This is a genomic window from Pseudoalteromonas sp. 2CM28B (genome assembly GCF_023161935.1).
Map to the genome: position 1 here is coordinate 161,816 of NZ_JALNTH010000003.1, position 12,903 is coordinate 174,718.

13 protein-coding genes are annotated in these 12,903 nt (G+C 40.2%); 2 read left to right on the plus strand and 11 right to left on the minus strand.

Annotation, left to right across the window (positions count from 1 at the left end):
* Positions 1-2 precede the first annotated feature (2 nt).
* Entirely contained in the window at positions 3-1,019 is a 1,017-nt protein-coding gene (locus MTN96_RS05415; RefSeq protein ID WP_248530913.1) for an efflux RND transporter periplasmic adaptor subunit, read from the minus strand.
* Between the two features lie 253 nt (positions 1,020-1,272).
* Positions 1,273-2,280: a rhodanese-related sulfurtransferase gene (locus tag MTN96_RS05420; RefSeq protein WP_138685112.1), complete on the minus strand. Its 1,008-nt coding sequence runs from the start codon at positions 2,278-2,280 to the stop codon at positions 1,273-1,275.
* Positions 2,281-2,478: 198 nt separating this feature from the next.
* On the opposite strand from MTN96_RS05420, the gene MTN96_RS05425 reads away from it, so the two are divergent.
* Both MTN96_RS05425 and MTN96_RS05430 read left to right on the plus strand, forming a co-directional pair.
* Positions 2,479-3,804 (plus strand): DEAD/DEAH box helicase, encoded by a 1,326-nt coding sequence (locus tag MTN96_RS05425; protein ID WP_248530914.1) that lies wholly within the window; start codon positions 2,479-2,481, stop codon positions 3,802-3,804.
* A 2-nt stretch (positions 3,805-3,806) separates the two neighbouring features.
* Positions 3,807-4,637 carry a S1 RNA-binding domain-containing protein gene (locus MTN96_RS05430; protein WP_248530915.1) on the plus strand — a complete coding sequence of 277 codons (831 nt, stop codon included), beginning with the start codon at positions 3,807-3,809 and terminating at the stop codon, positions 4,635-4,637.
* Between the two features lie 250 nt (positions 4,638-4,887).
* On the opposite strand, the gene MTN96_RS05435 is transcribed toward MTN96_RS05430, so the two are convergent.
* From MTN96_RS05435 to serC, 9 genes are all read right to left on the minus strand, one after another.
* On the minus strand, positions 4,888-5,262 hold the full coding sequence (locus MTN96_RS05435) for a hypothetical protein (protein ID WP_004587876.1): 375 nt from the start codon (positions 5,260-5,262) through the stop codon (positions 4,888-4,890).
* A gap of 91 nt (positions 5,263-5,353) precedes the next feature.
* Positions 5,354-6,058 (minus strand): orotidine-5'-phosphate decarboxylase, encoded by a 705-nt coding sequence (gene pyrF, locus MTN96_RS05440; RefSeq protein WP_248530916.1) that lies wholly within the window; start codon positions 6,056-6,058, stop codon positions 5,354-5,356.
* Positions 6,059-6,104: 46 nt separating this feature from the next.
* The gene (gene lapB / locus MTN96_RS05445) at positions 6,105-7,241 is read right to left on the minus strand and encodes a lipopolysaccharide assembly protein LapB (RefSeq protein ID WP_054982456.1); all 1,137 of its coding nucleotides are present in this window, start codon (positions 7,239-7,241) and stop codon (positions 6,105-6,107) included.
* A gap of 2 nt (positions 7,242-7,243) precedes the next feature.
* A complete protein-coding gene (locus MTN96_RS05450) occupies positions 7,244-7,525 on the minus strand; it encodes a lipopolysaccharide assembly protein LapA domain-containing protein (protein ID WP_004587873.1) in 282 nt (93 codons plus the stop codon).
* A gap of 21 nt (positions 7,526-7,546) precedes the next feature.
* A complete protein-coding gene (gene ihfB / locus MTN96_RS05455; RefSeq protein WP_004587872.1) occupies positions 7,547-7,834 on the minus strand; it encodes an integration host factor subunit beta in 288 nt (95 codons plus the stop codon).
* 65 nt (positions 7,835-7,899) lie between these two features.
* Positions 7,900-9,567 (minus strand): 30S ribosomal protein S1, encoded by a 1,668-nt coding sequence (gene rpsA / locus MTN96_RS05460; RefSeq protein WP_004587871.1) that lies wholly within the window; start codon positions 9,565-9,567, stop codon positions 7,900-7,902.
* A gap of 95 nt (positions 9,568-9,662) precedes the next feature.
* Complete coding sequence (gene cmk / locus MTN96_RS05465; RefSeq protein ID WP_004587870.1) at positions 9,663-10,373, minus strand: (d)CMP kinase; 711 nt, start codon at positions 10,371-10,373, stop codon at positions 9,663-9,665.
* A gap of 107 nt (positions 10,374-10,480) precedes the next feature.
* Positions 10,481-11,758, minus strand: coding sequence for a 3-phosphoshikimate 1-carboxyvinyltransferase (aroA, locus tag MTN96_RS05470; RefSeq protein WP_248442460.1), 1,278 nt, complete (start codon positions 11,756-11,758; stop codon positions 10,481-10,483).
* Positions 11,758-12,840 (minus strand): 3-phosphoserine/phosphohydroxythreonine transaminase, encoded by a 1,083-nt coding sequence (serC, locus tag MTN96_RS05475; RefSeq protein ID WP_024034095.1) that lies wholly within the window; start codon positions 12,838-12,840, stop codon positions 11,758-11,760. Before serC ends, aroA begins: the two co-directional genes overlap by 1 nt.
* Positions 12,841-12,903: the final 63 nt, after the last annotated feature.

Genomic DNA, 12,903 nt, shown 5'->3' on the forward strand with positions numbered 1-12,903 from the left:
ACCTACTCCTGCGTGTCTTGCGCGGGTAAATTAAAGCTTAGCTCTTGGCCTGCACGTAAGCGTTGTACCCCTTCAATTACTAAAGTATCGCCTTTATTTAACGGCCCAGAAACCAATAATCGCCCCGCCAAGCGCTGCTCTATTTTTACATCAACACGTGTGGCTTTTTTATCAACGCTGGTCCATACATACGGGCCTGTTGCCCCCCACAGTAATGAAGCCTCAGGAACTGCAGCAAAATGCTCGCCTAACACTTCAATATGTACTCTAAAGCTCATACCAGGTAAAAATTGTTGTTTTTCATTATTTAGCTTGGCTTTAACACGTAAAGTACGAGTTTGTGGGTCTACGCGTGAGTCTAAATAGGCAATATCAGCGTTAATGGCAGTGTCTGATTGCCAAGGAAACACCGTTAAGCTGCTTTTATTACGCAGCATACTGATAGCCGACTCCGGTGCGTTAAAATTTATGTACAGGCTTGTTGTGTCATCTATTGTGGCAATGGGTGTTTGCTCGGTTATTCTATCGCCTACCTCAACATCTGTTAAACCCATAATGCCATTTATCGGCGCAATTACTTTTCTGTCTTCAAGCTCAGTTTGAGCCTGTATGAGGGTGACTTTGGCAAGCTCTACAACGGTTTTAGCATCATCAACATCGCTTTTAGGCACTGCGCCTTTGGCCTGACTTTGTTCTAATCGTTTTAGTATTCGCTGGGTGTCGGCAAGTTTAATTTTAGCCTCATCAAGCGCTGCTTTTTGCCTACGAGAATCAAGTTCGAGTAAAGTATCGCCTTTTTTTACTTTATCACCTGGCTTAAAAAAAACGCCTGTTACTCTATCGCCTACTGCAGGGTACATTACAACCGAATGTATTGCCTCTGTATTTCCTACCGCTTGCACTTGTTGTTTTGCACTTTCTAGGGCAATTTTTTGTACAACAACGTTCGCGCTCATTACAGGAAGGCTGAAAAACAGCAGAGAACTAAGCACACCGATTAAAAGGTTTTGCGATTTCAAAGTAACACCTTAATTAATTATTATTTCCATTACCTTACGAAGTCTAACAGCTGATTGATCAATAGGTAGGATAGAACGATAAATTAGCAAAACTACAAGATGAAATTAAATTGGTAATACCAATTAATCTTTGATAAAGGCGCCTAAAGACTAAGAATTTATATAAATACAGGCAGGATTAAACTAAAAAGTGGCTATATAAATAAAAAAGCCCAGTATAAACTGGGCTATGTAGATAATAGGTAGTTAAAGATTATTTACCGCGCTGGGCTTCTTTTTGTGCTTTTTTAGCTTCTTTACGTTGTTGTAAAACCGCTTGCGCTTCATTACCAATGTGCCCTTCACCACGTGCTTGTGCTAATTCTATTTGCTTTTGACGCTCAGCAAAACGAGCACGTTGCTCATCAGTTACATTGTCGATACAGTGATGACACGAAACACCTTCCATGTATTCTGGCTTTTGCTTTTCTTCTTCTGTAATCGGCATACGACACGCATGACATTGATCGTAAGAGCCTTTTTGTAAATCATGATTTACTGCTACACGATTATCAAAAACAAAACACTCGCCTTCCCACATTGTTTCTTCTTTTGGCACTTCTTCTAGGTATTTTAAAATACCGCCTTCAAGGTGGTAAACTTCATCAAACCCTTGCTCTTTCATGTAAGCCGTTGATTTTTCGCAGCGAATACCACCGGTACAAAACATGGCAACTTTTTTGTGTTTTTCTGGGTCTAAATTCTCTTTAGCCCACTGAGGGAACTCTCGGAAAGTTTTGGTATTAGGATCGACTGCATTTTGAAAAGTGCCAATTTCAATTTCGTAATCGTTACGTGTATCAATCAAAATCACTTCAGGGTCTGATATTAATGCATTCCACTCTTTAGGCTTAACATAGCTTCCCACTACTTTTAGTGGGTCAACCCCTTCAACGCCCATAGTAACAATTTCGTTTTTTAGCTTTACTTTAGTGCGGTAAAACGGGCATTCATCATCGAATGATTCTTTAGTCACTATGTCTTTTAGGTTTTCTTGTGTGTCTAACCACGCAAGTAAGTTATCTATTCCTTCGCGCTTAGCTGATACAGTACCGTTAATACCTTCAGCCGCAAGCAATAAAGTACCGCGTACTTCGTTTGCTTCCATCACATCTAAAAGAGGTTTACGTAGCGCTTCAAAATTTGGCAAACCTACAAATTTGTACATTGCACACACTACAAAGTGCTCGTTTGTTACATCATCTTTATGAACAGCAGTCATTTTACTTCCTATTTTGCTTTGATAGCCTTAAGTGGCGTTTACCGAATCGTAAATCCGGCGCATATGGGGCGCGTATTTTACGCTTTTTATAATTAATTGCAAAAAATAGCGCGTTAGAATGGTTTTTACTGTCGGCATAACCCTTGTGTAAGCTATAATGCGGCCATTAATTTAAGTTGCACATTGGAGAACACGACTTTGCACTTTACTGATCTTGGGATTGATACTCGCCTTGAAACACAATTAGCACATCAAGGGATCACCCAGCCCACAGATATTCAAGCACATGCAGTGCCTACCGCACTTGCAGGGCATGACATTTTTGCTCAGTCTAAAACTGGGTCGGGCAAAACATTAGCGTTTTTATTACCTGCTGTTCAGCGAGTTATGAAACAAAAAGCGCTCAGTAAACGCGATCCACGTGTCCTCATCGTTGCACCAACCCGTGAGCTTGCAACGCAAGTATTTACGCAATTGCGTTTATTAATTGCGGGCACAAACATTAAAGCTGTAAAAATACTCGGTGGCGAGAACTTTAACGATCAAATTAAAGCCCTTCGTAACGACCCGCACTTTGTTGTGGCAACCCCAGGGCGTTTGGCCGATCACATCACAAAACGCTCATTACAATTAAGTGGGTTAGAGCTATTAATTTTTGATGAAGCCGACCGTATTTTAGACTTAGGTTTTACTGAACAGCTGAAAATGATTAACGAGCAAGCTAATCACCGCTTGCGCCAAACATTGTTGTTTTCAGCGACACTAGATCACGCTCACGTAGATGCCCTATCGCGTAATTTATTAAAAAAGCCAAAACAAATTACACTGAGCGCCGCAAACGAGCAACACAGTGATATTAAACAAACGCTCTATTTAGCCGATCACCTTGATCATAAAGAAGCGTTACTTGAGCATTTTTTAAAACAAGATGATGTTGGCCAATGTATTATATTTACAGCAACCCGTGCCGATACCAGCCGTTTAAGTGAAGCATTAAATGCAAAAGGTTTTAAATCGGTGGCTTTAGCTGGCGATTTAACACAGAGCAAACGCCTAGAGATCATGGACTCGTTTAGCCGCGAAAACTTTAAGATTTTGATCACCACTGATGTCGCTTCGCGAGGATTGGACTTATTAAGTGTAACACACGTAATCAATTTTGATTTACCAAAACACGCTGAAGAGTATGTACACCGTATAGGTCGTACAGGCCGCGCCGGATTTAAAGGTAATGCATTATCGCTAGTAGGCCCTAAAGACTGGGCAAGCTACTTAGCAATTAAGTCGTTTTTGAACGACGAGCTGGTTTTTGCAAGCGTTGATGGCCTTAAAGCTAAATTTAAAGGTATAAAAGAGAAAAAGCCTGCAACAGCCGCTGTAAAAACTAAAAAAGTTGCACAGGTGAAAAAGCCGCAAGTTAAACGCAAGGCAAAACCTAAAAAACCAGCTGCACCTATAAAAGCCCCGATGAACATTGATGGCAATTCACCAATGCGCCGTAAAAAAAAGCCTGAGCAGGAATAATTATGAGTTACCTAGGAACAACACAAACCTTATTTGTAAAAGAAGTGAGCAATGAAGGTGCTTACCTTGATGGCCACGATTTAGGGGAAGTGTTTTTACCAAAACACGAAATTAAAGATGAACTTGAAGTTGGCGATAGCATAAGCGTTTTTATCTTTTTAGATAACGCCAATTTACCTACAGCAACAGTAAAAAAACCTCATGCCCAAGTAGGCGAATACGCGCTGCTTCGTGTTAAAGAAATAAATAGCATTGGCGCTTTTTTAGATTGGGGTCTTGAGAAAGATGTTTTAGCTCCATTTAACGAGCAAAAACCACGTATGCAAGAAGGTCATTCTTACTTAGTTCGCTTATATTTAGATAATGCGAGCCAACGTATTTGTGCATCAAGCAACTTTAATCGCTTTTTATCAAAAGATGAGCCTGAGTACACACATCTTCAAGAAGTTGATTTAATTGTTGCTGGTAAAACAGATATTGGCTACAAAGTGCTTATTGAAGAGTCTCACTTTGGGGTTGTTTTTTACAACATGGTATTTAAAAACTTATTTGTAGGGCAAAAGCTTAAAGGGTTTGTTCAAAAAGTACGAGAAGACGGAAAAATCGACGTTATACTTGAAAAGCCAGGCATGGGTAAAGTAAGTGAACTTGGCGATAAAATAATGGAAAAGCTTAAAAACGAAGGCGGCATACTAGCCATTGGTGATAAATCTGAGCCTGAGCTTATCAAAAAAGTATTTTCAACCAGTAAAGCTAACTACAAAAAAGCTATTGGTGGTTTATTTAAGCAAGGCTTGATAGACATAGAAGCCAAATCTATCCGCTTAAAATAATTGTACACTTTTTATAAGCGCTAACATTATGTTGGCGCTTATAGTTAAAACGTTTCTAAATAGTTTAATTAAATGATTGTTCAAAGATGATAAAACGTTTTGATGAATAAAAAAACGTTATTTAGCTATTATCGCTAATGGCACTTATATTGCCCTATTCACTGCCCTCACCTTCGCGTAAATGAAATTTTTAAACAAAGCTAACACTAGGTTTACCCTTCAAAAATAATTAGGGAATTACTAATAGGCATTAGCCCATAATACGCTTATACGGCAACGTACATTCTGTATATTGCTTTGAATAATCAAGTATCTCAGCTTTGGTTTCTAAGCTTAGTGGCGCCAACCTAAATACTTTATTTTCACATTCACTTTGTTTGTCGTCGTGATTTGAAATGCAATCTGACGTAGTTACGTTTTGGCGCGTTAAGCGCTCTTCATTTTTATAGCATAAGTGGTGTGCGTAGCCATGCATGGTTTGCTTAAATTCAAATAAATCGACAGGGTAATTTGCGACTAAGTCAGTAATCGTCGCTACTCCATCATAAGCTTTACTAGAAAAAACATATTTATTTACTGAAAAACCTGCAACAACAATTAAAATAGATCCAAAAATTAACTTCAAAATAAACCCCTTACTGCATTCTTAGTACTAATGTAGCATAAAAATGTATTCATAAAAGGGGTTTAGCACTAAATAATTGCTTTTTGTTAACTTAAACTAGTGATTTATTAACATCAGTTAAAGTTTGTACCGGATCTGACGATTGTGTGATCGGTCTACCAATCACTAAGTAATCGCTACCCGCTTCAATAGCTTGCTTAGGTGTCATAATGCGTTTTTGGTCACCCACATCACTACCAGCAGGGCGAATGCCTGGAGTAACTAGCTTAAACTCGCTACCTAATTGTGCTTTTAGCGCTTTCGCTTCTTGGGCAGAACATACTACGCCATCAAGCCCTGCTTCTTTTGTTAATTTAGCTAAATGAATAACTTGTTCTTGCGCTGATTTTTCAACACCCAAACGCTTTAGTTCAGCTTCGTCCATGCTGGTTAGTACTGTAACTGCAATCAATAAAGGCGCTTTATCACCAAACTTTTCAAGTGCAAGCTTTGCCTTATTCATCATTTCAAAACCACCTGATGCATGAACGTTTACCATCCAAACGCCCATATTAGCCGCTGCGGTGACCGCTTTTGCCACTGTATTAGGGATATCATGGAATTTTAAATCTAAAAATACGTCAAAGCCTAAATCGATTAACTGTTTAACGAATGCAGGGCCAAAATAAGTAAACATTTCTTTGCCTACTTTTAAGCGACACGTATCTGGTGAGAGTTTTTTTACAAAATTAAGAGCCGCGTCTTGTGAATCGTAATCTAGGGCAATAAGAACTTTTTTTGTATCTTCTAAAGACATAACTATCCTAATGAATGGCAGTAAAGTTATAAATAGTTGGGGGTTATTAAAATCCGTCTAGGCCTCTACTTGGCACAATGGTTTCCCAATGTTTACAAGATGGGCAGTTCCAATAAATAGTGTGGCTTGTAAAACCACAATGTTGGCATTGAAAGTCTGGTTTTGTAGCTATATACGACGTAACTAGCTTATCTATTTCATCAAGTACTTCTTTGGTATTTGGATTTTTATCACCCATTAGCTGTAGTAAAAAGCTAAAACCTCGAATCGTAGGCTGACGTTTTAAGCTGTCGGTTAAAAAATCAAATGCCTGTTTAGTATTTCCTTGCTCTAACAGTGCTTGGCAATGTTTTATTTTTATTAGCACCCCGCCTTTATCGAGCAAGTCACATAATAAATCATGAAACTGATGTGTTAAATTTAACTGCTTATAACTATGTGCAAGCTGGTCAATAAACAAAGGCGCAAATAACGTAAATTGGCAAACGAGTTCACGCCAATAGTAAATTGCTTTTACGTAGTCTTCACTTGTGTACGCCGATAACCCTAATTCGTATAAAGGGCGAACCGCTTTGTAATTTAAGCTAATGGCTTTGTTCATTAATTGTGGTTTATTTTCGCTTAAGGCAGCTTCGCTGTAAAAATTAGCAATTGCTTTAAAATGCTGCTCTTTAACGAATAACTCACTGTGGGCTTCGAACATATTAATGCCCTTTTCCCACTCTCGGGTTTGCGAGTATAAAGTAATAATTGGGTCAAGTGCTTGTTCATGCCCAGCTTTAACAAGCCACACTAAATGCTCTTCTGCACCGTCTAATAAGCCGGCCATAATATAATCTTCAGCTAATTCTAGACGGCTAGCTGCGGCTTGTTGTTCATTTAAACTTGGGTGTTTTAAAAGGAGTTCATGAATTTTTATTGCGCGGTCAAGCTCACCTCTTCGGCGAAACATGGTAGCAAGGGTTGAATAGTGGTCAACAGAGTCAGCAGCCACTTCTAATAGGTTTATTAGATGCTCTAAGCCCTGATCTTCTTCTCTGTCTAGTAAAAACTTTAGGCCTTTACTGTATTCTGAAGTGATTTGGCGATTGAGTTGATGAGCTTGGTTTTTTGCACTATTTTTGCCCATAATCCAGCCATAACCGGCAGCAACAGGCAGTAGTAAAAACAAAAGCTCAATCATGATTAGGTGTCTTTATTAGCAATAAGCTTACTATTATTTTTTTCTGGCGCTAATTGTTTTTTTAAGCGGTAATTTTGCCACTTTAATTTAGAAAACAATTTAAAGCTAATAAAACACCCTATTATTACACCCAGTATAAAGCAGATACTTATTATTACAGCGAGTGGCAAGGTATTACTGGCAATAATATAATTGATTTGTACTAATTGTGGATTTTGAGAACCCAATAAAAATGCGCAAAATAGGCATAGTACAACCAGAATAATTTTTAATACCTTAAACAAGTAACTACTCCAACTGGTTAACTAGGCAATACTCTCATTTACGCGGTCGCGTAATTCTTTGCCTGGTTTAAAATGAGGTACATGCTTACCATCAAGCTCTACTGTATCGCCAGTCTTAGGATTACGACCTGTGCGGGGAGCGCGGTAATGCAAAGAGAAACTACCAAAACCTCTGATCTCAATACGATCGGAAGTAGATAATGAGCCGGCCATTTGTTCAAGAATTTCTTTTACTGCATTTTCAACATCTTTCACTGGAACGTGTGCGTGCTGTTCGGCAAGTGTTTCTATCAGTTCTGACTTAGTCATAGCGTTTCCTTAAAGAGAATAGTGGAAGGGCAAAACTGCCCTTCCAATTAAAAACTAATTAGAAATTAGTCTTTTTGTGCATTTGCGAAAGCAGCTGCCATTGCGTTTTCAAACACTGGCTCTTCTTTCTTAAGCTTCTCTAGTACTTCTTTCTCTTCTGCTTCGAAAAGAGCTTTAACAGATAAGCTTAAAGTGCGGTTCTTACGATCAACGCCAACGTATTTAGCTTCGATTTCGTCGCCTACAGAAGCAACAGTAGTTGCATCTTCAACGCGCTCTTGAGCGATATCAGCTACACGGATGTAACCTTCAACGCCTTCGATAAGCTCTACAGTTGCGCCTTTCGCATCAACTTCAGTCACTTTACCTTTAACAATAGCACCTTTTTTGTTTGCATCAAGGTAGTTATTGAACGGGTCAGCTTCGATTTGCTTAACACCTAGAGAGATACGTTCACGCTCTGGGTCAACTTGCAATACGATAGCAGTGATTTCGTCGCCTTTCTTGAATTCACGTACAGCTTCTTCGCCAGGCGTGTTCCAAGAAATGTCTGAAAGGTGTACAAGACCATCAATACCACCGTCAAGACCGATAAAGATACCGAAGTCAGTGATTGATTTGATCTTACCAGTAACTTGGTCGCCTTTGTTTTGTAGACGAGCAAATTCCTGCCAAGGATTAGCAATACATTGCTTAAGACCAAGAGAAATACGACGACGTTCTTCGTCGATTTCAAGAACCATAACTTCAACAGTGTCACCTAGTGAAACAACTTTTGAAGGGTGGATGTTCTTGTTAGTCCAATCCATTTCAGAAACGTGAACTAGACCTTCAACGCCTTCTTCGATTTCTACGAAGCAACCGTAATCAGTAAGGTTAGTTACACGACCAGAAAGCTTAGAACCTTCTGGGTAACGACCAGCGATAGCTGCCCATGGATCTTCGCCAAGCTGTTTAAGGCCTAGAGATACACGAGTTTTATCTTTGTCGAATTTAAGAACTTTAACTGCGATTTCGTCGCCAACATTAACGATTTCTGAAGGGTGCTTAACACGCTTCCACGCCATATCAGTGATGTGTAGTAGACCATCAACACCACCAAGGTCAACGAATGCACCGTAGTCAGTAAGGTTCTTAACGATACCTTTAACTTCTTGACCTTCAACAAGGTTAGCAAGAAGCTCTTCACGTTCTTGTGAGTTTTCAGATTCGATAACTGCACGACGTGAAACAACAACGTTGTTACGTTTTTGGTCAAGCTTGATTACTTTAAATTCAAGCTCTTTGCCTTCAAGGTGAGTTGTGTCACGTACTGGACGAACATCAACAAGTGAACCAGGTAGGAAAGCACGGATTGAATCAACTTCAACTGTGAAACCGCCTTTAACTTTACCGTTGATAACACCAGTAACAGTCTCTTGCTCTTCACATGCTTTCTCAAGACGGATCCACGCTTCGTGACGCTTCGCTTTCTCACGAGAAAGGATAGTTTCACCGAAACCGTCTTCGATTGCATCTAGTGCAACATCTACTTCGTCGCCTACAGCAACTTCTAGTTCACCAGCAGCATTTTTGAACTGCTCTGCAGGGATAGCACTTTCTGATTTAAGACCAGCATCTACAAGTACAATGTTATTCTCGATAGAGATTACTGTACCTTTAACAATAGAGCCTTGCTCTGCTTCAAAACCCTTTAAGCTTTCTTCAAATAACTGCGCAAAATTTTCTGACATACGAATATACGTCTCATATATTAATACCAATAAGCAACCATGCTGCATGGGGTTGTTAAAATAGCACTGGCGTCCTGCTGGTGCATAAAATGTGTTTAGCTTCGTTTAGGAAGCTTGCCTTGTGAGATAGCAATATCTACTAAAGTTATAACTTTATCAAACACTTGCTGAGCGTTAAGCTCGCTTGTGTCTATTTCAATTGCATCATCAGCAGGAACAAGCGGCGCAACGGTGCGATTCATATCGCGCTCATCACGAGCTTGAATGTCCTGTAATAGACCACTTAGTGTAACATCAAGGCCGCGCTCATTCAACTCAACATAACGTCTGCGCGCGCGTTCTTGTGCACTAGCGGTTAAATATATTTTTAATGGTGCGTCTTGAAAAACCACGGTGCCCATATCTCGGCCATCAGCAATTAAGCCCCGTTCGGTTTTAAACGCACGCTGGCGTCGAAGTAACGCTTCACGTACACGCGGTAATGCAGCCACTTTTGAAGCAGCTGCCCCAACCTCTTCATTACGAATTGTCGAGGTTACATCTTCGCCTTCTAAAATAACTTTTCCAGCATTAGTTTGGCTATCAACCAAAAACTGCACATCTAAGTTTGCAGCAAGCGGAACAAGCGCTTCTTCGTTGTCTAATGCTATTTGGTGATGAAGTGCGGCAAGGGATAATACACGGTAAATTGCGCCGCTATCCAATACATCCCACCCCAATTTGTCGGCTAACAAGCGACAAACAGTTCCTTTACCTGAACCACTTGGGCCATCAACGGTGATTACGGGCATTAATAACGCCTGCATTTAAAACCTCCTGCAATGCACACCTAAATAAAACCGCGATATTATACGTCACTTCTGCAAATAGATCCGCTTTAGTGTGTAACTTTTTATAATTATTTATAAAAAGCCTACTCACTCACTGATGCTAAAACCTTGAAAAAGGTTGGAAAAGTTTTATATGTACACTTAGGATCGTTGATTGTAATAGGCTTTCCGCCTACGGCAACCATTGCAAAACACATCGCTATGCGGTGATCGTCATACGTATCTATAGCCACATCATTGAATGCACTCGGTGGTGTAATTTCGATAAAATCTTCACCCTCTACAACCTCGGCACCCACTTTACGAAGTTCAGTTGCCATAGCATATAAACGGTCGGTTTCTTTTACACGCCAGTTATAAATATTGCGAATAGCCGTTGGACCTTTAGCAAATAAAGCAACCGTAGCAAGTGTCATTGCCGCATCAGGGATAGCGTTAGCGTCAATATCTACACCTTTTAATTCACCTTTGCGAACAACTAAACGCTCGTCATACCATTTTATTTCAGCGCCAACTTGTTCCATCACTTTAGCAAAACCAATATCACCTTGAACTGATTTAGCGCCCACGCCTTTAATTTCAATTTCGCCACCGGCAATAGCCGCTGCCGCAACAAAGTAAGACGCTGATGATGCATCACCCTCCACCATAATACGCTCTAGTGATTGGTATTGTTGGCCGCCTTTAACTTTAAATGTTGTATAGTCGCTGTGCTCAACTGTCACCCCAAAACGCGCCATTACATCTAACGTAATATCAATGTAAGGCTTAGATACCAAAGTACCCTTAATGGTAATTTGCGTATCACCACTAAATAAAGGGGCAGCCATTAGCAATGCTGTTAAAAACTGGCTAGAAATACTGCCATCAATTTCAACAGTACCGCCTTTAATTTGCCCACCAATTATTTTTAGCGGTGGGTAGTCTTTATGTTTTGTGTAGGTAATATCGCCGCCAAGTGCTTGTAGCGCATCGACCAAGTGCCCTATTGGGCGCTCTTCCATGCGCGGCTCACCTATAAGCTCATATTCCCCAGCTACAGCAGCGAGTACCGCGGTTAAAGGACGATAAGCAGTACCTGCATTGCCTAAAAATAAAGGGTCACTTGGGGTTTTAAATACACCGCCAACCCCTTCTACGGTTGCCACAGTGCGATCATCATTAAGCGTTACGTTAACACCTAGTAGTTTTAATGCACCCAACATATGGCGAATATCATCGCTATCTAGCAGGTTTTCAACAACGGTAGTCCCTTGAGCCAGCGCTGCTAATAATAAAATACGGTTTGATAGGCTTTTAGACCCTGGTAAGGTAACACTGCCATTTACACGAGAAATAGGCTCTAAACGAAGTTGTTCCATTAGCTGTGCTCCTGTGCAAATGCCGCCATAAAGTCAACCAAGGCTTGCACACCTGCAAGTGGCATTGCGTTATAAATACTTGCGCGCATACCGCCTACAATTCTGTGTCCTTCTAGGGCAAGTAAGCCGGCTTCTTTAGATTGCGTTACAAACTTTTCGTTTAAGCTTTCATCGTTTAACCAAAACGGTACATTCATACGCGAACGACAATGCGTGGCTACTTTATTAGTATAAAAAGGCGATTCATCAATAAAGTCATAAAGCAGCTTAGCTTTAGCAATATTTTGTGCTTCCATTGCCTTAACGCCACCGTTTTGCTCTAGCCATTCAAATACTTCGGCCGCTAAATACCATGCAAAAGTAGGCGGTGTATTAAACATGCTGCCTTGTTTTGCTTCAAGTGCGTAATCTAAAATGCCAGGTTTAGCTAAACCTTCACGCTCAAGTAATGTTTTGCGCACAATAACAATAGCTATACCTGATGGACCTATATTTTTTTGTGCACCGGCATAAATTAAATCAAATTTATTTACGTCAATTTCACGCGACAAAATAGTCGATGACATATCAGCAATAATAGGTGCCGTTGGGTGGCTCGGCACATCAAAAATCTCTAAGCCGTCTACTGTTTCATTTGGGCAGTAGTGAATGTAAGATGCATCTGCAGGTAACTCCCACTGCGCCACTTCTTTTATAGAAAACAGCCCGTTTGCGTCATTTCTAACGTTGATTGAGTGGGTTTGAGTAAATTTATTAGCTTCATCAGTGGCACTTTTAGACCAAACGCCGTTCTCGCAGTAAACCGCCGTTTTACCATTTTGATGTAAATTTAATGGCACAGCGCTAAATTGACCGCGGCCACCACCGTGCATAAATAACACTTCAAATTCATCGCTAATGTTCATTAAACGACGAAGGCTGGCTTCGCATTTTGCAGTAAGCGCTAAAAAATCTTTACTACGATGGCTAATTTCCATCACAGATACGCCTAAGTCTTGCCAGTCTAAAAATTCTTTTTGTGCTTTTTGCATAACAGCTTGTGGAAGCATAGCTGGCCCCGCACAAAAATTATATTTACTCATTACCTTTGCCTCATTCCAGTAATTTAAACTCTTTTGATAAACAAAAAAGGATTATTAATTTTT

Excerpts from the sequence above, each read along its gene's own strand:
- ihfB (WP_004587872.1), bottom strand. The coding sequence starts at position 7,834 with ATGACTAAGTCAGAACTGATAGAAACACTTGCCGAACAGCACGCACAC.
- cmk (WP_004587870.1), bottom strand. The coding sequence starts at position 10,373 with ATGCAGGCGTTATTAATGCCCGTAATCACCGTTGATGGCCCAAGTGGT.
- MTN96_RS05420 (WP_138685112.1), bottom strand. The coding sequence starts at position 2,280 with ATGACTGCTGTTCATAAAGATGATGTAACAAACGAGCACTTTGTAGTG.
- serC (WP_024034095.1), bottom strand. The coding sequence starts at position 12,840 with ATGAGTAAATATAATTTTTGTGCGGGGCCAGCTATGCTTCCACAAGCT.
- pyrF (WP_248530916.1), bottom strand. The coding sequence starts at position 6,058 with ATGTCTTTAGAAGATACAAAAAAAGTTCTTATTGCCCTAGATTACGAT.
- lapB (WP_054982456.1), bottom strand. The coding sequence starts at position 7,241 with ATGATTGAGCTTTTGTTTTTACTACTGCCTGTTGCTGCCGGTTATGGC.
- aroA (WP_248442460.1), bottom strand. The coding sequence starts at position 11,758 with ATGGAACAACTTCGTTTAGAGCCTATTTCTCGTGTAAATGGCAGTGTT.
- rpsA (WP_004587871.1), bottom strand. The coding sequence starts at position 9,567 with ATGTCAGAAAATTTTGCGCAGTTATTTGAAGAAAGCTTAAAGGGTTTT.
- MTN96_RS05430 (WP_248530915.1), top strand. The coding sequence starts at position 3,807 with ATGAGTTACCTAGGAACAACACAAACCTTATTTGTAAAAGAAGTGAGC.